The sequence below is a fragment of the Candidatus Villigracilis sp. genome (assembly GCF_057083605.1).
Map to the genome: position 1 here is coordinate 1 of NZ_JBXMTI010000140.1, position 20,461 is coordinate 20,461.

A 20,461-nucleotide genomic window follows, 5' to 3' on the forward strand; every position below is an offset into this window, starting at 1 on the left:
GGGCGCGGAACCACATGCTGGCTAAATCCATTCACGATTGGAATCTGGCGCGTTCCTAATTGTGCAAAATAGCCTGTTATCGGTAGTGCAGGGAGATTAAGGGTTTGTTTACGCCAACGATTAATTGCAGTACGAAACATTTGCCATGCGATTTGTTCGCCCAGATAGTAAGTTGCTTTGTTGTAGCCTGGCATGGGAAGTTTAGGAAATCCCATGAGAGGAAACATCTTGGTACGAGCCAATGGAATTACAGCCGCTTGTGCCATATTTTTCTGCCAGGTCAAAGCCATATAAACCCGCTGGCAATTGATTAATGATAAGGTCTGTTTCACCCAACTGAGGTGCAGAGAGATCGCGGGCATAGCCTTCTGCAAGAGAACCAAAAGATCGCACAAGCCCGAGCATATCAGCCCCTCCGTTGGCGACTAATGCTTGGGCGTTTCCTTGAATAGGGTGAAAATCCAGTTTGTTTTCGGCAACAAGAGAAGCAAAACTCTCAAACGTAATAAAACGAACTTGGTGCCCAGCAGATTTCAGACCATTGCCGAGTGTGGCATATGGTTGAACATCACCGCGCGAACCAAGAGCAAGAATTGTTATGTGCACAGAAAATATTTAGAGTGTAGGCCACTGCATGCTGTATTAGGTGGCGCTGGAACCCGCAACTTCTTATTCTTGATCCACATTAGTTTGTAGTGTATTCTCAATAAACCCGTTAATGGCATTGTTTACTACGTGTTCAAACCAGACAATAGGGGGAAACAGCTTTGATGATTGAAAAACACTCATGAAAGCTCTCGATGGTGCTGTTGGTCCTATTCCAATCGCGGAACCTGGAGGAAAGGGATGGCCACTATGCGTTAACTTCCCGCGAGCGCTGTAAATGATGTCTAAAACAGACACGAAATCTTCCCTCTTGGGAGAAAGTGAAGTTGGTAATTTAAATAGATCATCTTCTTCCCAAAGCTTGTCATTTGTATTGTCGACAATGAATTTAGCAAACTTGCGCGATGCCCATGGGATGCCTCGGCATGCTTCAATCGCAAGTAAGTTTGCTTGCTCGTCTGACAATCCAAATTCTTTTGCTAAATTTGCCACAGATCTCTTGACTTCAATCTTTTCGTCTTCAGTAGGAGTATAGTTTTTCAATGAACTATTTGCCATAGTCTCAATAGATGCGATAAGCAACTGATATGCAATATCAATATCTTGTTCAAGTTGCTGAAGTGCAAGAGAATAAAGTCTAGCGCTAAGAATAATGCTCTCAGCGAACGGGTGTTGGGAAATACTTGCTAATAAATGTTTTAGCCGTGTTGGGTCTATACCAAGCGGGGAAGGGTTGTAGTCAGTAATTTCAGAAATTCCCTCTGGGCCGTAAACAAATGTAGAAGGTTTGTATTTCCAATGAGTCGGCTTAAGGGATTTCACAAAACCAATAGGCCAATCTTGAAGAAAAGGAGGCTCACCAAGACGTTGCTTTGGATAGCCCTCTCGTATTTTTGTGGCTACCGTAATAAGACGCCGACAAAGAAGTGTCAACAGGGCAGCAAAATCTCGCGCTATATCATCATCTGGATAAAACATAGATGTAGATTGCCCATATTCTTCCCTAACTAAGGGAGCTGAAAAGCGCAGGGCAAGCTCTTGTGGGAATTCGTCAAATGGATGGCTACTAACAATGAGAGTGACAGGTGAATTCAAGAGAATTCGAGTAGCATCACTTTTGCTCCAATCTGCAGTGACAACACGGTTGTTGTAGATCACACCACTGCACAGCAAGCGATATTCAAATGAAACTATATCCTCTGCTCGTGGTAAATTTGGAAACCCTTTGAGAAAGTCTAGAATATACATAGGAAAAAGCGTGAAAGCCACCTAACTAGGGTTAGACTGTTGTCGTCTGTATAACTGCTTATGGGCGGGCAAAAGATTAAAGCCGAGTGAGCAAATTATAGTATGGGCATTTTGCTTCAAGACCGCAGACAATAAACCATTGTCCACCGTCTATCGTCCGTCGTCCAACCTCATGCCTTCCAATCGCTTAGCCTTTCGCTAAGTTTCGTAATTCTCTCCCGCATAAGCACGGCCAGAATGCCGAGCGCCAGCAGGATTACGCCAGTGCAGCCGATGATGACGATGGCCGCGGGGCCTTTCAATGCGCTGTAGACCAGGGTCATCACGCCGAGCACAACAAATCCAATTGGGAAGAAGGTGAGGCTGCGCGAGCGGATGACCAGCCCATAGATCAGCACCGCCAGCGATTGGAAGAACAACACGAAGAAATAAGCCAATTCGTTTTTGTTCACCATCTCAATATAAGTTGTGCCAAGCAAAACAAATTGCGAAAGCATGCCCATGATGAACGCGCCCGTTTTGCTTTCCGCGCGCACCAGCAGGTAATGTTGGATCAACCCCAGCAAAGCCGCGCCCATCGAATAGAACTGCGGCTCATCCACCTTCAACTCGAAGAGGATGATGAAATACGCCAGCAGATACAAACCATTTGCGGGAAGGGCCAGCCAGGCGTTTCTCTTTGCGAAGGCTTCAGCCGCCCAAAGCGTGGCGGCTATCGCGACGGGGATCGCCGCATCCAATCCGCCGATAGCTGGTGCGGCCAACGAGACAACGACTCCCAGCCCAAGCCCGCTGTAGAGCAGGGTTGCGTCCCAGCCTGTTAAACGTTTCATGGCGCGAAGGACGTATCCCGTAGCGTAATACATCACTGCAATGACGATGACGGGGTGAATCCACTTGGTAATGTCAAATTCGCGGAATACGAATGTGACAAAAAGTGGCAGGGTCGCAGTAAAGGCGTAGAACAGGTTTGGTTGGCGATAGAGCAGGCTGACGATCAGGAAAAGAAGCGTGTAGATTCCGAATCCGACCATGGCGATGGAAGTGTCATTCTCAAAGAATAGGAATCCGTAATTGAAGAACGCCAGGATTGCGCCAGTCCCGCGCACAAACCACTTAAGCGGACGTGGGTCCTTGAACGCGAGATGGCTGATCAAATCGGAGACTAGCCACAGGCCGCTGTAGACGAGTAGGTGGTAGGGCACTTGGTCAATGTCTAAATCACGCAGAATGAGGAAGGCGCCGATGTTGAACATGATGGGTGTGCCGATCTCAAACAGCCCATTGTGGCGCAGGTACGTTTCAGCTGTGAAGAGCAAGCCGATGACAAGCGCATACCATCCGCCTGTTTCTTTGAGGGCAAAGAGCGCGGCGAATGAGATCAATGTACCAAGCGCAAGCGCGCTATTACGAAGCATGAAAGACCATGTTTCTTTCGCGCGAACTGCAAGACCAACGACGAAATAGAGAACGGCCAGCGCTGTGAGAGCGGGAAGCCAGGCGTCAATGTCAAAATATTCAAGGGCGAAAATAATGGTTAAGGGGAGATACGCAGCAGGGAGATAGCCAAAGATGGCTTTACGCTGGGCGAAAGCATAGGCCGCAAAGAACAATGTGTAAGCTGCGAAACAAATTGCAACATGGTTTGCTTCGCTTTGGAGCAGAAGCACGAGGGTTGTATACAAAGCGAATAGCGCGCCATAAATGCGCGGAGGCAGCCGCCACTCCGGGTTTGCCGTCAAATCTTTTTTCAGGAACAGGTCTGGCAGCAGGAAGAGAATGCTGATCCCGAGCACTGGATAGCCAAAGAAGATATCCAGTTTTTGCATGAACTCAAGCTCGAAGAAGGCAAAGTAAGCGATGATGAAACTGAATAATGCCAGTGTCCACAACCACCAGCGCGTGCGCAGCAGGTGCAAGCCTGTGTAAATAAGCGCGACGCCGAAAGCAGCGATCATCCCTAGTGCAGTGCTGTAAACAAAACCATTGATGATGGCGAGGGCAAAAGATGGCATGGAGGCCAGGAGGAGAGGCAGGCTGTATTTGCGGCTTGCATCAAACCTATGTGATGCTTCACTGGCTATGGATGCTATTGCCGCCCAAACAAATAGGAGGATGGTGGAACCCAGACTTTCGAGTTCAAAAGCGGCGGCAATGAACCACGGCATCGGAATGAGCGTACCCGCCGCAAGCCACGGAAAAAATAGAAATGGAAATAATATATCAGAGAGGATGTAAAAACCAAAAGCAAATGCCCAGGCAATGAGGGTTGCGAGATGCCAAAGTGGCGGGTTGGAAGAATCGAAAGTATTTATGCCAAAGATCGAAATGGAGGAAACCAGGATGGCGACTTGTAATATTTGTGCGGTCGCGAAGAGCGGGAGCGCGAAATTTGAGTCTTTCCATTTTTTGAGAAGCCACACACCAGCCAACCCTATGAGGGCGGCCAAGCCCGTCATGACTGTATAAAATTCTGGCTCGGCATCGAAAATATCACCGATGCGGAGGAACGCGAGGACAAGCGAAATAAAAGCGGTGATACTGAATAGGCGTGATACGTATAACCAGGTGCTGCCACCCCAGATGACCGCCATGATGAAATAAACAAACACCCAATACCCTGCACTGAAAGCCGTACTGAGGTTGAGTGCCTCGTGAAGCGTTTCTTCAATGGTGTTCGCGGTGATCGGCAGGAGAAATGAAAAAACGATGAAGAGCGCAAAACTTGGCTGGGGGAGTCTCTTTTTTATGGCAATCGACAGCGCGCCAAAGATGATTGTGCCGATAATAAGTATGGGCAGGCGCAGTTCAGGGATCACCGCACCTATGATCGCGGCAGAGGCGATCACAAAGAAGGCGCCGAGGTAAAGATATATTTTGATGCTGGCTTCACTAAGAAGCGTTTGCATCAAAGTTGGGCGAGGGCCTTCAGGCTGAGCTGGAGTGGGTGGCGCGACGGGTGCTGGGGCTTCAGTAGCCTGAGAAACTGCCCCAGGCACAGCCCTAATCTTGGGCGCATCCTGAGCGCTGGTTGCAGGTTGCGATGCAAAGTCAAAATCGTAGCGGCGGCGGATCACATCCGCGTTTTGGTTTTCAAGCAAACCATCTTTTTCCCAATCATTGATTTCCTGTAGAAGGGCGTAACGCTCACCACGGCTTATTTTATTAAAGCGGCTCAATACATTGCGTTGTGCGGGCAGGTTGAGTGCGGCAAGCGCATCTTGGCGAATATCCTTGTTGCCACTTTTAAGTGAAAGCCTCTCAAGTTGACGGCGAATAGCTTCACTGCTGAAATTTAGGTCCTGCAAAGATGCGAGGGCTTGCAAGACAACCACATCATCATCGCTTTGCAGGTTTGAGAAAAGTTCCTTGAGAATTTCTTCAGGCGTGCGGGGGTCGTTTTCGGACATATCGCTCTCCTATCAAGCAAGATCAGAAATTTGAACCGCCAATAGCTTTCACTTTTTCATGCCTAATTACAGAGTATCGCGTAACTTGCCTAGCCAGAGTTGTGACTGACTCAGTTTGCTTCCTGCGGGCGGCGCAGGACTTACTCAGAAAACGCCGCCGAGGACGGCGGCTTCGAGCCTACACCAACAAACTTTGAGTGCTCCCTTTAAAAAGCCAGGTTGATTATCTGACTTTTACATTCCTACTTTATCACAATTCCACTGCGTGGAGGGATGGTAATTTTATTTCCCGTAATTAGCGGATTCCCGAAAAGGATCTGTGGCTTTTTGGCGTGTTGGTGTTCCAATATCTTTTCTTCGCTGGAGACATTGAAAGCGATAATGATCGTTTCATTCTTGTATGTTCGTGAAAATGCCATCACCTCGCCATCGGCATGGATGCGTTTGTATTCACCTCTGCGCAAGGCTGCGTGTTCTGTCCGCAGGGAAGTGCAGGCTTTGGCATATGCGAGCAGATCTTTATCCCACTTTTTCTCGTCCCACGGAAAAGACTTGCGGCATTCAGGGTCGTGCCCGCCATCCACGCCGACTTCGTCACCATAGTAAATGCAGGGCGCACCGGGGATCGTGAACAGAAATAGCCAGGCGAGTTTGAGCGCATCTTTATTTCCACTGGCGCAGGAGAGGAAACGGGGCATATCATGGCTATCCAGCAGGTTAAGTTGGGCAAAGGTGATCTCCTGCGGATATAAATTCAAAATGCGTTCCAATTCGTTTGCGGCGTCATGGGCATTCATCGGGCGCACCCGATGCTTTAGGTCACCTGTGTGCTGGATCACGTTCATGTTTAGATGATTCGCCGCAAAGAAACTTAAGGAAACTCCTGTGATGAGATAGTTCATGACAGCATCGAACTGGTTACCTTGCAGCCAGCGCTGCGCCTCATGCCAGATTTCGCCGACAATATAGGTATCGGGGTTCACCGCACGCACGCGGCGGCGGAACTCGCGCCAGAATTCGTCATCATCAATTTCGGCGGGCACGTCCAGCCGCCAGCCGTCAATGCCAAACTTTACCCAGTACTCGGCAACATCGAAAATAAATTCTCGTACCGCAGGTGTTTTCGTATTGAACTTTGGGAGCGCTGGCAAATTCCACCAGGCACGGTAGCCAATGGCGGTGAGGCTGTCCTCATGTTTCAAGGCCTGCTCTTCGTGATGGGTTGGGTAGGCTCCCCAATGCTTTTTCCCATTCAATCTTTCTTCATCGAAATGAAACCAATTACGATAGGGCGAGGCCGCGCCTGTTTCCAGCACGTGATTGAATTGCCAGAAACCTCGCGAGGCGTGGTTGAATACTCCATCCAATACGATGCGAATCTCGCGTCTGTGGGCTTCTTTTATCAATTTCTTGAGCGCCTCATTCCCACCGAGCAGTGGATCGACATTGTAGTAATCATAGGTGTGATAACGATGATTGGAGGCAGAAGCAAAGACCGGGTTGAAATAGATCGCGGTGATGCCTAGCTCCTTCAAGTAATCCAGTTTTTCGATCACACCATATAAGTCACCGCCTTTGAAACCATGGTGCGTGGGCGCGGAATCCCAGGCTTCGAATGGTAAATTGCTTGCAGGGTTGTGCTCGCTCTTCGCGAATCGATCTGGGAATATTTGGTAAAAGATCGCATCTTTTACCCAGGTTGGGATTTTCATGTTTTAGCCTCAGTTATAAAGTTTATGTGGAACCAAACATCATCCGTTCGAGCAGGGTGCGTTGGAAGATGAGAAAGATGACAACAACAGGTGCAGACATCAAGATGGCAAGCGACCCGATCTGACTCCAGGGTTGGGCCGAGCCAGAAGTAAGGATGGCATAGATGGACATAGCAAGTGTGACGGTTTCCGCCTTTTCGACAAATAACCAGCCGATGGTGAATTCAGAATAAGCCATCAGGAAGGCGATCAACGCGGCAACTGCAATTGAAGGTGTTGCCAGTGGCAGAGTAATGCGCCAGAAAGAGGTGAAGTATCCTGCTCCATCCAGGAAGGCGGCCTCTTCCAGTTCTTTTGGAATGGACTGGAAGGCAGCGCGTAAGTTCCATACACAGAATGGCATGGCAAATGCAGCATACACAATGATCAGCCCAATAAGTGTTGCACGGATTTGCATCCAACCGAGCAGAAGATACAGTGGTGTAGTGAATGCGACGGGGGGCAGAACCGCGGTCAACAAGATCAGGAAAAGCCCACGCTGTCGGCCCGGGAAGCGGAAACGAGCGAAGGCATATGCCAGGCTGATGCTAAGAACGGCTGCAATGAGGGCGGCGCTGCTGGATACTATCAGACTATTTTGAAACAGCGTCATGAATGAGACAGATTGATAAGGCCGATCCAACACGCTTAGAAGCGGCTGGATGCTGAACTCCTTTGGAAACCAGTGAAACTCAGTTGGGCGATTCCTAATGGAGCCGTCAAAGGCCAGGTGCAGGATGCCCCAAATAGGGATGATGACGTATAAGCCGATCACTGCCAGCACAAGCTGGGATAGGATCTGCTGAAACGGCTTCATCTTTCTATGCATAGGTCACTCCTTCCCCTGCCTTGCTCCAGCGATTGAACAGGATGATGAATACGGTCAGGAAGAGAATGGTAATAATATTGACGATGGCTGAACCCGTGAACCACCTCGCATCATAAACGAAAAAATAGGAAAGACGTGCGAGAGTGAACATGGTGAAATCGGGGTTTACAAAATAAAACATCTGGAACAGGTAGAACTGGTTGAATGCAAAGATGGCGCGGATGATAATGGCTGGCACAACCAAGGGTATGAGAAGCGGCCAGGTAACGTAGCGAAACGTTTGCCAGGCACTAGCGCCGTCTATGGATGCGGCATCGTATACTTCCTGTGGAAGCAGTTTGAGGCCTGCACTGGCGGCCAGCATCATAAAGGGGAATCCATACCAGAGTGCCGCGATAAGTAAAACAACCAACGACATATTCGGGCTGTGCTCCCAATCTTTAAAAATGTTGAAAAGAACAGTAGGGCCAAATTTTTGCACTGCCAGATTCAGCCAGCCTGATATGGGTGCGAAGACGTTCAGCCAGAGCATGGTGCCGATGGCTTCGGGGATTGCCCACGGCAGAATGAATAATACCTGCCAGCCTCGGCGGAATTTGATATCACGCTGCCAAAGTAAAAGCGCCGCACCAATGCCCAGCACAGTTTGCAGCGCCACGGAGATGATTGTCCACATCGTGTTGAAGAATGGTAACCCAGTTCCGCCGACCCAACTGAAAATTTCGGAATATGCATTCAAGCCGATAAAGTGGACTTTAGAATCTTCCACATAATCGCTTAGTTTTATCTGTCCCGTTATTCCGCCCCAAAACTCGCGCCAGATTCCGCCTTGAAAACCATCGCGCAGTGTACTGCCATCCAGGCCGATCACTGAGATGGCGAATTGAAATAGCAGGGGAAAAATCGTAAGAGCCGCAAAGGCGATTAAGCCTGGGATAAGCCAGGGGATGGCACTCACAGTTTCTTTGCGGGATGGTTTTACCGCTTCCGCCCGCCGCTGATGCCTGCTCTGCCACCATTGGAGAGCATTCCTGCCTGTTGCCTTTATCCCCTCTGCCGCAATAAACGAGAGCGGAGTTGTTACGACAAGAATGTATTGTGCCCATTTTGTGCGCCACACGAGCAGGGTGAATATACCCACGAAGAACCAGATGGCTATGAATCGATTCTTTCGCCATGTATCCGCTATTCCAATCAGGGCGAGAACAAAAATGATTCCGTCCACCCGAAACAGGAAACCCTCTTCATTCCAGAAACGCGGCACTGAAGAGGATAGATGTATCAGTGGCTGCCACACGGGCAGGTTTGCCTTTATTACATTTGGGTTCGTAGCCGTGGCGCTGACTGCCTCATACGTAACCTGAATGCGCTCCAGCGGAGCAGGCCAATAAAACGGATTGAACACAAAAAAGACAGCCAGAGAGAGCAATCCCCATAGCAGAGCATCCCTAAGGTATTTTTTTATTTCATTGGATTGTATGGCAGAGAGCAGCCAGTCAATTAGAATTGCAAGACCAACCATTGAATGCAAATACTTGGACGATGTACTCAGCCCCAAAAAGACGGCTGATGTAACCAGCAGGGCAGTTTTGGATTTTCCGTTTTTCTTTTTGGAAAGATAATACGTCAATGCCGTGGCTGTGCTCATCAGGGAAGCGAAACCATCCAACATGACCTGGGATGTATATTTGATGGTGAAACTATGAACAGCAAGAATCAGGCCTCCCAACGGGTTGATCAGCGCCAGCAGCATCGCAGTGAGCGATCCCCACAGCGCAGACATTTTTCGCGCTGCTGCTAACAGGTCAGGTGGGAGATTTCTTGCAGGGGCGGCTGTGATAGGAACATCTGCGATCAAGGGTTCTTCGCGCAGGCTGAGGATGCTCAACCCGAACATGATCTTTGCAAGCTGCGGATGCTCAGGGCGGTAATTCGTTTCCAGAAAACCAGACCAGTTATCAGTTTGGATGAGATGCGCGAATTCCTGTCCCGCACGCAAATAATCATCTTCGTCATAGTCAATAGACAGGTTGTTGGCTGCGTAGGTGCGTAATCCAAAAGCGACTGCAAAAACCAGCAGGACGGAAAGGAGATAAAGGAGCGTGCGAAAGGGTTTGTTCATTGGGCCCCGAATGCGGAATTATGTGTAGGATTGTATCAGCACTTCACAGTTGTGTTTTTGGAGATTGCAGACAAGATTAAAATATTATTCATGCTTAGTGGTTGCTTCCTGCGCCGTCCTCGGCGCAGGATTTACTCAGAAAACGCCGCCGAGGACGGTGGCTGAATCCTACCTAACTTCAAAGTTGCATTTTTGGAAATTGTAGGCAAGGTCAGAATATTAGACATGTTTATTTGAGGGTGAAGATGTAGGTCTCGTACGGTAACAATTCATTGACTGGTTTATAGTCGATGAATTGCCCGTTTATGATTTCCAGCGATTCAGCTTGTGTGGAATCGATAAGAGATGATGGCGTGATGTCTCCATCGATGAGTATGTTTTGTTCCAAACTCAATGAATAGTCTGTCACTGGTTCATCTCCCAGATTGATGACGATCAGAATACTTTCACTGTCACTCTTACGCAACAATGCAAATATGGCAGGGTTGTTTGTCTCGATCAAAACGGCATTACCTGCAAGCAAAGCTGGGTTTTCCTTGCGGAGTTTTATCAATGTGCGGTAATGATTTAACAGTGAGTTGGGGTCTTCAGTTTGTGTAACAACATTAACTGTCACGTAATCTGCATTTGGAATATGCCACGGTGTGCCTGTGGTGAAACCTGCATTGTCTGTATCTGACCATTGCATGGGCGTGCGGATATCTTCATCTGGTTTTTTGCCTGCCATGCCGATCTCTTCACCATAATAGATAAACGGAGTGCCAGGGGAAGTGAGCAATAATGTTGCTGCAGCCTTTGTCTTGCCTGTATCTCCATTGAATACCGACATGGCGCGGTTTTGGTCGTGATTGGTGAGAAAAGTCCCATAATTAAAATCGGGCATATCTTGAAAGGCGAATTTGAATGCGCTGGTTACGCCTGAGTTTGCGCCGCCATTGACGCTGTTCACGAATCCGCTGGACATTTCAAAGTTGAAGATATGGTCAAGTTGATTGCCCGTATACGATTTTACAACTGATGATCCCGCTCCAAATACTTCACCAATCGCGTAGGCTTGCGGATTCTGTTCCTTATATGCTTTATAAAATCCTTTGTACCATTCGTGTGTGGCGGGGGTGTTCTCGCGCTTGCTGCCCTCTTCAATGAGATGCTTTGCGGCATCCACGCGGAAGCCATCCACGCCAATATCTTTTAACCAGAAGCTGGTTACCTTTAGCATGTCTGCGGTCACATTGGGGTTGTTATAGTTCAGGTCAGGCATGCCTTCCCAGAATAAGCCGAAATAATATCCCTGATTGCCCGGATGCCAGCCGCCATCTCCCTCGCCAGTTTCAGACCATACGTAGTAGTCATGATATTTTGATTTAGGATCGCTGTTGGCTTCAACGAACCAGGGATGTTGATTTGACGTGTGGTTAAGTACCAGATCAATGATGATGTGGATATCACGTGTGTGCGCTTCGGCCAGCAAGTTTTTGAAATCATCCATTGTGCCATATTCAGGGTTGACAGCGTAATAGTCTGTTACATCATAGCCATGATAGGATGGAGACGGGTGGATGGGCATCAACCAAATGGCTGTGATGCCAAGTGATTCCAGGTAATCCAATTTTTGGGTGATGCCGTTGAAATCACCGATTCCGTTTCCGTCAGTGTCATAAAATGATCGGACGAATATTTCATAGAAGACCGCTTCGTTCCACCAGTTGGCTGATTCTGTTTCGAGGGGCTGAGTGGCTTCTTGAGCAGAGTCAGTTGTCGGCGGGGTGGGAGCGCAGGCTGATAAAAAAGATAAAAGCAGCAGCGTGGAGAAAATCCGTTTAAGCATGAGTATCCAGGGGCAAAAAATTTCCTCTCTCGTCTCTTTGCAGAAAGAAGGAAGAGGAATGATCTGTGTAATTTTTTTGAATTAACCTTTGACGCTGCCCGTGGTGAGGCCACCGACGATCTGTTTTTGCAAACCGATGTAAACTATGGCAACAGGCAGGGCAACGATAACGGCCATCGCGGCAAAGCGATTCCAAGGGACGCTGTTGGCGTATTGACCGGTCATGTTGTAGAGGGTCATAGCGAGGGTGTAGTCTTTGGGTTGAGAAAGGAAGAGCCAGGTGGTTACGAATTCCTGCCAGTGACCGATAAAGCCCAGGAAGAATGTAACGGCAAGCTGCGGCGCGGCCAGCGGTATGACGATCTGCCAAAAGGTTTGGTTGGTGTCAGCGCCGTCGATGGCGGCAGCTTCTTCCAATTCTTTTGGAATGGTATCGAGATAGCCTTTCAGATTCCACACTGCAAAAGGTAGCGCGGTGGCGGTCATGGCAATGCCAACACCCAAAAGCGAGTCGCGCAGGTTGAAAACCAGCTTGCCTTTGCTTCCGCCTTCACAGGATGTAAACGGCTGAACCGCTACAACACCTCCAGCACAGTTCTTTACCTGTACATTATTTAATAGAAGGTAAAGCGGGGTGGCTAATCCAACTGCTGGCATAAGCAGTGGGATAAACACTAGGATCATAAGAACTTCTCGCAGTTTGAACTTCAACCTGGAGAAGGCGTACGCGGCTGTGACTGCGATTAACAGGGCGGCCAAGCCAACACCTACGGAGAGCACGATGCTGTTTCTCAAGAGCTCAATAAAGGTCACGGGGTTGCCGGTTGGCCGATCCAATACCTGCCCATAGGCGACAAAGGATATTTCAGTTGGAAACAGTTGCAGTGTGGATGGACGGGTTGTTTTGGAACTAAACGACAGCGTAAAAATATACATGATCGGGAACATCACCGATGCAAGGATCGCCAGGCAGATGAGTTGGAGCAGGATTTGCCGCCATAGCGGGAGACTCCGTCCGCTGGTTTGCCCGGAGGTGTTCATAGTCAGAAAGCGAACAATTGGGTTTTTGCTGGTTTCTACTTTTGGGGCGTTCATGGTTAGGCCTCCATGTAGTTTTGCGTGGCGCGGGTAATGCGGTTGGTGATAAGGAATACGATCAACGCAACCACAAAGATGATGACCGCGAAGGCTGCGGCTACTGCATACCAGCGCAAGTTGCGCACCAGGTTATATGCAAATGTGACCAACAGTTCAGTGGAGCGTGCAGGGCCACCCCCTGTCATGAAGAAGACGAAATTGAATAAGTTAAAGGATAAGGTGAAGCCATATACAGCGGCTGGGATCATTGCCGGGCGCAACAACGGGACCGTAATATTCCAAAACTGCTGGCTGCCCGTTGCACCGTCTATGGAGGCGGCTTCGTACAGGTCTCTGGGAATGCTTTGCAGCGCGCCTGTGGCAACTACAGACATAAAGGGCCAACCCAGCCAAAAGTTTGCGATCATCATGGCGTAGTATGCCAGGGTCAATGGTGCTCCAGGTAGAAAGCCCGGTATGGGCGGTCTCACTTCCTCGAACCAGCGGATATATACAGGACCCACGTGCCCAAGATATGTTCCAATGTTTGCGAGCAGTTGGTTCATCGCCCCATAGCGCTCATCGAAGATATTCGTCCATACTGTAGCTACCACCAATGGCGGCACAACAACAGGCAGGATGAAAATGGCGCGGTATAGGCGTTTCATCCACAGGCCCTCTGTGTTGAGCAGGGTGGCGATCAATACACCGGCAGGCACATGCAGCATTACATTGCTGAGCGCCCACCAAAAGTTGAATTCCAAAACACGAAAGAAATTAAAGTTTTCGACAGGCAGTGCTGCCGTAAAGATATCAACATAATTTTTTACGCCGATGAATTGGAGGTCTGGGGAATCCAAGCCAAGCAGGAGGTGTTGTGTATCAAAATTCGTGAACGAAATGATAACTTGATAGATCAATGGATAAAATGTGATTACCCCCATGATCAGAAAAGCGGGTAAAAGGTAAAGGTAGGGCAATGATTTTTTTTGCCATTGGGCTTTTCGGTTGGAAGACTTTGCAATTTCCATTTTGTACCTCCTGGCTTGAAAATACAACCTATCACTAAAGAAGGAGCGGACAAGTTCCCCTGTCCGCTCCTGGATTACAGTTTAGATCAAAAGCTTACTTGGTAGCGCCTTCAAAGGCGGTAGCAACCCAGTCAGCGGCAGGAGTGCCGGCATCAAAGACCTGGTCGGTACCACAGAAGTTGCCCCAGTAGTTACCCATGGCTTCCACTTGCGGGCGGAAATATGAGGTGGAGAATGCATCGAGCAAGCCCTGGATGAGCGGATCAGTAACTTTGACGGTGGTGTTGGCAGGGACGTGACCAGCATCTTTCATCATGAGGGTTTGAGCATCGGCATTGGTCAGGTAGAGAGCTACCTCAATGGCGGCTTCTTTGTTCTCACTGTTGGGGTTAAAGTACCAGCCGTCAACACCGAGAAGTGGATTGGAAGGACCACCAGGACCGGCAGGGATCGGAGCTACGGCAAGTTTGTCACCGAGAGCAGTGCGATAATCGCCCATGGCCCAGTTACCATTGGTAATGGCAGCGACTGTACCTTCGGTGAAGGGAGCCAGGCCATCACTATCATTGCGAGGCCAGCCGTTTTCTACGGAGATCTGATACAGATCGTTCAGGTAGGAGATTGCATCGGCAACCTTGGCCTGGTTGGCATCATCAGCAACGAAGGCGAAGTTGTCATCGAAGATTTGTCCGCCGAAGGAGCCGAAGAAGCCCCAGTGGTGGTAGCAGCCAAAGCTGAGTGCGACCGGTGTGCCGCCTTCCATCAAAGCCTTGAGATCGTCGGTTGTAGCGGGGGCTTCGGGGAGCATATCTGTGTTGTACCAGAAGACGACGGCCTTGAGGGATTCGGGAATACCGTACATTTTGCCATCGTACATCATGCCGCCCTGGGAGAGTTCGCTATAGTCGCCAAGTTTGCCAGCTACGAGGTCGGTGATGTCGGCGATTGTTCCAGCGCGCACCTGGCCGCCGAGGTTATCGTTCGGGGCGATGAACATGTCAGGCCCACCACCAGCAGCGACATCAGTATCATATTTGGTGAAGACGTCGTTGAAAGGAACCTGAAGCACGTTGATCTTGTACTGGGGCATATCCACCGCGGCTTTTTCGAGAAGGGAGGCCAAGGCAGTCTCTTCAGCGGAGCCGGTGCCATAGGCGTGCCAGAAGGTAACTTCTGTTACTTCACCACCAGCGGCCGGGGCGCCACCACCACAAGCGGAGAGCGCAAGCGACGCAATGATCAGCGCGCTCAACAAAACAAGCAAATTCTTTTTCATTCTCTTTTACTCCTTGAAATTTTTAGGAACGTTCGTACAAAACCTGAAAGTGAATCGACATCTCGTTACTTGATTTGCGATAGCGTCCGACCACCTCCTTTCAAGGGATTTTAGCGGACCGCCTCTTCAGTGCTGGCATCAAAGATATGGACCTTGTCCATATCTAAAATGACATCGGATGAAACGCCCACGTGCAGTTTGGAGCGCGGATCCACACGGCCCACAAAGGTATTCTTTCCGCTGAGGAGATAAAGCAGGGTTTCGTTGCCCATTAATTCCGTCACGTCAACTTTTGCCGCGATTTTTTCGCCGTTTATGTTTTGAGGCGCGAATTCGGGGTCATGGATATTCTCAGGGCGAATGCCGAAGATGACATTCTTTCCATCCATGCCTTTATATGGCGCGGCATGAGCTGCCGGGATTTGCACCTTGAAATCGCCTGCATCCACGATGATCTTCTCGCCGCTTTTCACTAATTTCGCCGGGAAGAAGTTCATGGCGGGGGAGCCGATGAAGCCAGCCACGAAAAGATTATTGGGATAGTCGTATAGGTTTTGGGGAGTATCAAGTTGCTGTAAATTGCCCTTGTTGATCACGGCAATGCGGCTTGCCATCGTCATGGCTTCGGTTTGATCGTGGGTTACATAAATGAAAGTGGTGTGCAAACGCTGGTGTAACTTGCTGATCTCGGCGCGCATTTGCACGCGCAATTTCGCATCCAGGTTTGAGAGCGGCTCATCGAACAAAAAGACCTTTGGCTCACGCACGATGGCGCGTCCTACAGCCACGCGCTGGCGCTGTCCACCGGACAGCTGGCGCGGCTTGCGATCGAGCAGGTCTGTAATGCCGAGGATTTCCGCTGCTTCACTGACGCGGCGCTTGATCTCTTCCTTTGGCGTCTTGCGAAGTTTGAGGCCGAAAGCCATATTGTCATAAACAGAAAGATGGGGATACAAAGCATAGGACTGAAAGACCATGGCAATGTCGCGGTCTTTCGGGGCGACGTCATTCACAACCCTATCGCCGATAATGATCTCTCCTTCTGAGATCTCTTCCAAACCAGCCAGCAGGCGCAGGGCAGTTGTTTTGCCGCAGCCTGATGGGCCGACCAGCACCAGGAACTCTTTATCTTCCACTGCAATATTGAGATTCTTGATGATCGTCAGGTCGCCGAACTTTTTTACAACATTTTTGTACGTAACGCTTGACATGGTAATCCTCCAGTCTTAAGAATATGGTAACTTTATTATAACCACAAGGTCAAGTTTGACCTATGATTTTGTTAAAAGAGTTAGTTGTGTAGAAAAACTAATCACCACTTTTTATAGGAAAACAGGCTTATGTGTATTGCTAGATTCAATCAGAGCCAGAATGGCAGCAATATTTCCGCGGCTATCACTGAGCGAAATGCGAGGCGGCTTATTGAGCAAAATCGCATCACACATATCTTCCACTTCTCCAAGATATAACTCGGTTCCAGTCACGTTGATTTTTTCTTCCACGTCACGATGCACCAAAAACATGCTGCTTTTACTTCCAGGTTTAAAAGGCACGGGAATTTTCAAAACTGCCTCACTGCCGACGATTTCCATATAGGATCGATTTGGTGACTTAAAGCCCGAATCAAATTGAAGATGGACTCCGTTTGCAAATCGCATTTGCCCGATGAAAGACTCATCGCTTCCTCCCTGACCCTCAACCTGCCAGCCAAAAACTTCAACCGGTTCCTCCCCGACGATCATCCGCGCATAACTGATGGGATAGCACCCCACATCCCAGATGCTGCCACCGCCCATTTCCTTCACGAAGCGATAATTCCCTTCGCGAGTCAGCGTGAAAGTGAAAGCACCTTTGATGAGCTGTACCTTCCCAAGCGCGCCGCTTTCAATAATTTCTTTTACCTTCAATGTCTGTGCGTGGTGGCGGTACATAAAGGCTTCGGCCAGCACTTTCCCCGTTTCGTTTGAAGCGGCGATCATTGCATCCACTTCGTCAAGTGTGAGGGCGAGAGGTTTTTCGCATAAAACATGCTTGCCTGCGCGGAGGGCCTTGATGGCCCATTCGGCGTGCAGGTGGTTGGGGAGGGAGTTGTAGATTACATCAACTTCAGGGTCGGCGAGCAGGGCATCGTAGCTCCCATGTGCGCGAGGGATTTTATGCTCGCGGGCATAGGCCTCAGCGGAGGATTGGCTCCTCGATGCAACGGCCAGCAAGCGGGTCCGTTTTGAAGCGTTGAGGGGTTTGATCAAAGCGTGGTTAATTTTCGCTGTCGAGAGGAGTCCCCAGTTTAGTATTTTTTCCATTTTGGTTATTCCTGAAAAGAATGAGGATGAAAATAAGCATCAATGCAACCAGTATGATATTTACGGTAAAGCCGATTTGCAAGCCGAAAAGCTCACTGCCCCAAGCCACCAGCCAGGGGCCAAATACACCGCCGAGTCCTGCAAAAGTAAACAATAAGCCGAGCAAAGTATTTACGTTTTCGTGATGCGAATCTGAGGCTGTGGCGGTGATGGTGGGAAATATGATGGAAAAGAAAAACCCTGTGAGCGGCAGAAAGAAAGATAGATTCGTAAACGTGCCGATGGATAAGCTGACCAACGCACAAGAAGCAGCAATGAGGATCGAATAGAGATAGCCTACGCGATGAACGAAGAAGCCGCCGACTAATCGCCCTGCCATCAGCATGGCGAAGAAGAGGGCGAGTGCCTGATTACTAAGCGCTACGGAGACACCGCGAATCTCTTGCAAGTAAATGACCAGCCAAGATGCAACGCCGATCTCTGCTGAAACATAAAACGCGATAGCAATATAAAATAATGGCATCTGGTCCTTGAATGCCACTTGCGGGACATCACGAAAATCAAGCGAGGTTCTTTCCGCTGGTTTTGGAAAACGCAGAAAGGTGGATAAGAAAATGAATGCAGCAATGACAACCAGGTCCCAGCGATAGACCGTACGCCATGTGACATCTAGGCTGAAGAGCCAGCCCGCGAAAAGAGGGGCAAGCGTGGCTCCCAGACCATGCATGACAGCCATCAAATTAAGGAAGAGACCTTTTTGCTCGTGATACAAACTGACGATTACCGCGTTGGGGCCGAGTTCGAAAGCGCCCAGCCCGAGGCCTATCACAAAGAGGGAGGTCGAGAGCAGGAGGGCGGTATTAAACGTGCTGTATCCGCCCACGCCGATCCCAAGAAGAATCCCTGCTAATACGATGACGAGTTTGAGCCCAAATTTATCGGCGAGGATGCCGGTTAGCAGGGTGGCAACAAAAAAGCCAACATATTGGCTAAAGAATATATTGCCGCCAGTACCGTAATTAATATTCAATTCGGCGAGCATGGGTGGGAGCGTAGGCCCCTTGAGATTATCGGTAAACCCAAAGAGAAAGAATGCCAAAAAGCATCCGGCAGTGAGCAGGATTGTTGTAGTGGTAGCTGTTTTGTTTTTCATTTGAAGTTTTGGGGGATAGAGCTGGTTTCAGATGAAACCAGCTCTATTTTAGGTGAGAGGCTTAGCCTTTGAGTGAGCCCGCTAAGAGCCCGCGCAGGAAGTAACGCCCAAGGAAGATATATACAAGCAGGGTAGGGAGTGCAGCCAGTAGTGAACCTGCCATTTGCACATTCCAGGCAATGATCTGGCTGCCCGCCATATTATTCAGAGCAACCGTGATGGGCCATTCCTTGTTGCCTGTGAGGATCACAGCAAAGAGAAAGTCATTCCAAGCTGATGTGAACTGCCAGATTAGCACCACAACAAAGCTTGGGAGGGAGATGGGTAATAAGATGTAGCGATAGATGCCAAGCATATCCGCGCCGTCCATTTTTGCGGCTTCGAGTAATTCCTGCGGCAGGCTGGCATAATAATTTCGGAAGGTGAGCGTGGTGATGGGGATGCCGTAAATGATATGCGCCAATGCCAGCCCAGGCAAACCTGAAAACCCCATGCCATTCATAAATTGTACAAGCGGGATCATGATGCTTTGATATGGAATGAACATGCCAAAGAGGATAAATGGGAAGATCGCATCTGCCCCGCGGAATTTCCATTTCGCAAGCACAAAACCATTCAATGAACCAAGCGCAGATGAGATCAGCGCAGCAGGGATCACCATTGCAAAACTATTCCATAGGGAAGGCGAAAGTTTTGTCCAAGCTTCTATATAGTTATCAAAGGCAATGCCCTTCGGAAGATCCCACATGGTTTTCAGGTCGATCTCTGCGAAACTCTTGAAACCCGTCGCAAGCATCACGTACATTGGCAATAAATAGAAGATCGCCATCATCACCAATGGAACATAAAGCCAGTTTCTGCCAAGGCGGAGTTTAGCTTTCATTTTCACGCTCCGTCTTCAGGGTAAAGCGGATATACGGAATAATAAGGATGGCCACGCTGATAAGCAATAGTATGCCAATGGCAGCGCCTTTTCCGTAGAATAAACCATCAAAGGTGATCTGCCACATGTAAATGGCAGGGACGTCCAAAGGCAGTTGCTTCCCTGCGATCGCTATGATCAGATCAAATACTTTGAGTGACATGTGCCCAAGAATAATGAGTGCTGATAGAGTGACAGGTGAAAGCAGGGGGAGCATAATATGACGATAGATTTGAAGTTCGCTGGCCCCGTCAATTTGGGCTGCCTCTTTTAATTCCTGAGGAATTGCCCGCAACCCGGCTAGGTAAAGTGCCATGGTGTAACCTGACATTTGCCAAATTGCCGCAAGTGCAATGGCCGCCATGCCCCAGGTTGGGGTCGTATGCCAGGTATTAACGAGAGAATCCAACCCAAAATTTGTGAATAATAGGTTCAAACCGCTGGTACGTGTGCCTGTTGCCGGGTTCATCAGCCAACGCCAGACCACGCCAGTTACGATATATGAAATTGCCATAGGGAACAGGAAAAGGCTTCGGAAGAACCCCTCACCTTTTAATCCCTGGTCAAGCATTACTGCCAGAATAAAACCCAGAGAAATACTACCAATCACGAATACGCCTGTGAAGATCAGCGTGTTACGAATGTCAACATGAAAGCGCGGGTCGGAAAAAAGTTCAAGATAATTCTTTATACTGTTCCATGTGTAATCTGCGTTCAATCCCTTCCATTTGCTTAGCGATACACGCACAGACCAGCCGATAAAAACATAAACAAAAATGAACACGGCCAATATGGAAGGCGAGATAAGAAGGATATTTAAAAAGCGGTCTTTATCCCTGTGCATGTCATGCCTCTTTTCTGAAATCAAGCCACATAAAAGGTTGAGGCTCCGCAAATACGGAGCC

At 49.0% G+C, this 20,461-nt stretch carries 15 protein-coding genes and 1 pseudogene; all 16 read right to left on the reverse strand.

Features of this window, described 5'->3' with window-relative positions; all coding sequences use genetic code 11:
* Window positions 1–194 (reverse strand): annotated as a pseudogene (locus tag AC14M5_RS20775) (glycosyltransferase); the annotation flags it as partial.
* 7 nt (window positions 195–201) lie between these two features.
* Window positions 202–606, reverse strand: coding sequence for a glycosyltransferase (locus AC14M5_RS20780; protein ID WP_484031630.1), 405 nt, complete (start codon window positions 604–606; stop codon window positions 202–204).
* 63 nt (window positions 607–669) lie between these two features.
* Window positions 670–1,854, reverse strand: a complete 1,185-nt coding sequence (locus AC14M5_RS20785; RefSeq protein ID WP_484031631.1) for a hypothetical protein — start codon at window positions 1,852–1,854, stop codon at window positions 670–672.
* 170 nt (window positions 1,855–2,024) lie between these two features.
* Window positions 2,025–5,264 (reverse strand): hypothetical protein, encoded by a 3,240-nt coding sequence (locus tag AC14M5_RS20790; RefSeq protein ID WP_484031632.1) that lies wholly within the window; start codon window positions 5,262–5,264, stop codon window positions 2,025–2,027.
* 242 nt (window positions 5,265–5,506) lie between these two features.
* Window positions 5,507–6,976 carry a glycoside hydrolase family 13 protein gene (locus AC14M5_RS20795; protein ID WP_484031633.1) on the reverse strand — a complete coding sequence of 490 codons (1,470 nt, stop codon included), beginning with the start codon at window positions 6,974–6,976 and terminating at the stop codon, window positions 5,507–5,509.
* 22 nt (window positions 6,977–6,998) lie between these two features.
* Window positions 6,999–7,844: a carbohydrate ABC transporter permease gene (locus AC14M5_RS20800; protein WP_484031634.1), complete on the reverse strand. Its 846-nt coding sequence runs from the start codon at window positions 7,842–7,844 to the stop codon at window positions 6,999–7,001.
* Window positions 7,837–9,966: an ABC transporter permease subunit gene (locus AC14M5_RS20805; RefSeq protein ID WP_484031635.1), complete on the reverse strand. Its 2,130-nt coding sequence runs from the start codon at window positions 9,964–9,966 to the stop codon at window positions 7,837–7,839. Before AC14M5_RS20805 ends, AC14M5_RS20800 begins: the two co-directional genes overlap by 8 nt.
* Window positions 9,967–10,195: 229 nt before the next feature.
* Entirely contained in the window at window positions 10,196–11,794 is a 1,599-nt protein-coding gene (locus tag AC14M5_RS20810; protein ID WP_484031636.1) for an alpha-amylase family glycosyl hydrolase, read from the reverse strand.
* An 81-nt stretch (window positions 11,795–11,875) separates the two neighbouring features.
* Window positions 11,876–12,889: a sugar ABC transporter permease gene (locus AC14M5_RS20815; RefSeq protein ID WP_484031637.1), complete on the reverse strand. Its 1,014-nt coding sequence runs from the start codon at window positions 12,887–12,889 to the stop codon at window positions 11,876–11,878.
* Window positions 12,890–12,891: 2 nt separating this feature from the next.
* Window positions 12,892–13,902: a carbohydrate ABC transporter permease gene (locus tag AC14M5_RS20820; RefSeq protein ID WP_484031638.1), complete on the reverse strand. Its 1,011-nt coding sequence runs from the start codon at window positions 13,900–13,902 to the stop codon at window positions 12,892–12,894.
* Between the two features lie 94 nt (window positions 13,903–13,996).
* Complete coding sequence (locus AC14M5_RS20825; RefSeq protein ID WP_484031639.1) at window positions 13,997–15,178, reverse strand: sugar ABC transporter substrate-binding protein; 1,182 nt, start codon at window positions 15,176–15,178, stop codon at window positions 13,997–13,999.
* A 110-nt stretch (window positions 15,179–15,288) separates the two neighbouring features.
* A complete protein-coding gene (locus tag AC14M5_RS20830; RefSeq protein WP_484031640.1) occupies window positions 15,289–16,389 on the reverse strand; it encodes an ABC transporter ATP-binding protein in 1,101 nt (366 codons plus the stop codon).
* A gap of 111 nt (window positions 16,390–16,500) precedes the next feature.
* Window positions 16,501–17,481, reverse strand: a complete 981-nt coding sequence (locus tag AC14M5_RS20835; protein WP_484031641.1) for a Gfo/Idh/MocA family protein — start codon at window positions 17,479–17,481, stop codon at window positions 16,501–16,503.
* Window positions 17,435–18,634, reverse strand: a complete 1,200-nt coding sequence (locus AC14M5_RS20840) for an MFS transporter (protein WP_484031642.1) — start codon at window positions 18,632–18,634, stop codon at window positions 17,435–17,437. Before AC14M5_RS20840 ends, AC14M5_RS20835 begins: the two co-directional genes overlap by 47 nt.
* Window positions 18,635–18,695: 61 nt before the next feature.
* On the reverse strand, window positions 18,696–19,517 hold the full coding sequence (locus AC14M5_RS20845; RefSeq protein WP_484031643.1) for a carbohydrate ABC transporter permease: 822 nt from the start codon (window positions 19,515–19,517) through the stop codon (window positions 18,696–18,698).
* Entirely contained in the window at window positions 19,507–20,400 is an 894-nt protein-coding gene (locus tag AC14M5_RS20850; RefSeq protein ID WP_484031644.1) for a carbohydrate ABC transporter permease, read from the reverse strand. The genes AC14M5_RS20845 and AC14M5_RS20850 overlap by 11 nt, the downstream gene beginning before the upstream one ends.
* Between the last annotated feature and the right edge of the window lie 61 nt (window positions 20,401–20,461).

Bases quoted from the DNA above. Each gene is read 5' to 3' on its own strand.
- AC14M5_RS20785 (WP_484031631.1), bottom strand. From the start codon at position 1,854: ATGTATATTCTAGACTTTCTCAAAGGGTTTCCAAATTTACCACGAGCA.
- AC14M5_RS20790 (WP_484031632.1), bottom strand. From the start codon at position 5,264: ATGTCCGAAAACGACCCCCGCACGCCTGAAGAAATTCTCAAGGAACTT.
- AC14M5_RS20795 (WP_484031633.1), bottom strand. From the start codon at position 6,976: ATGAAAATCCCAACCTGGGTAAAAGATGCGATCTTTTACCAAATATTC.
- AC14M5_RS20800 (WP_484031634.1), bottom strand. From the start codon at position 7,844: ATGCATAGAAAGATGAAGCCGTTTCAGCAGATCCTATCCCAGCTTGTG.
- AC14M5_RS20805 (WP_484031635.1), bottom strand. From the start codon at position 9,966: ATGAACAAACCCTTTCGCACGCTCCTTTATCTCCTTTCCGTCCTGCTG.
- AC14M5_RS20810 (WP_484031636.1), bottom strand. From the start codon at position 11,794: ATGCTTAAACGGATTTTCTCCACGCTGCTGCTTTTATCTTTTTTATCA.
- AC14M5_RS20815 (WP_484031637.1), bottom strand. From the start codon at position 12,889: ATGAACGCCCCAAAAGTAGAAACCAGCAAAAACCCAATTGTTCGCTTT.
- AC14M5_RS20820 (WP_484031638.1), bottom strand. From the start codon at position 13,902: ATGGAAATTGCAAAGTCTTCCAACCGAAAAGCCCAATGGCAAAAAAAA.
- AC14M5_RS20825 (WP_484031639.1), bottom strand. From the start codon at position 15,178: ATGAAAAAGAATTTGCTTGTTTTGTTGAGCGCGCTGATCATTGCGTCG.
- AC14M5_RS20830 (WP_484031640.1), bottom strand. From the start codon at position 16,389: ATGTCAAGCGTTACGTACAAAAATGTTGTAAAAAAGTTCGGCGACCTG.
- AC14M5_RS20835 (WP_484031641.1), bottom strand. From the start codon at position 17,481: ATGGAAAAAATACTAAACTGGGGACTCCTCTCGACAGCGAAAATTAAC.
- AC14M5_RS20840 (WP_484031642.1), bottom strand. From the start codon at position 18,634: ATGAAAAACAAAACAGCTACCACTACAACAATCCTGCTCACTGCCGGA.
- AC14M5_RS20845 (WP_484031643.1), bottom strand. From the start codon at position 19,517: ATGAAAGCTAAACTCCGCCTTGGCAGAAACTGGCTTTATGTTCCATTG.
- AC14M5_RS20850 (WP_484031644.1), bottom strand. From the start codon at position 20,400: ATGCACAGGGATAAAGACCGCTTTTTAAATATCCTTCTTATCTCGCCT.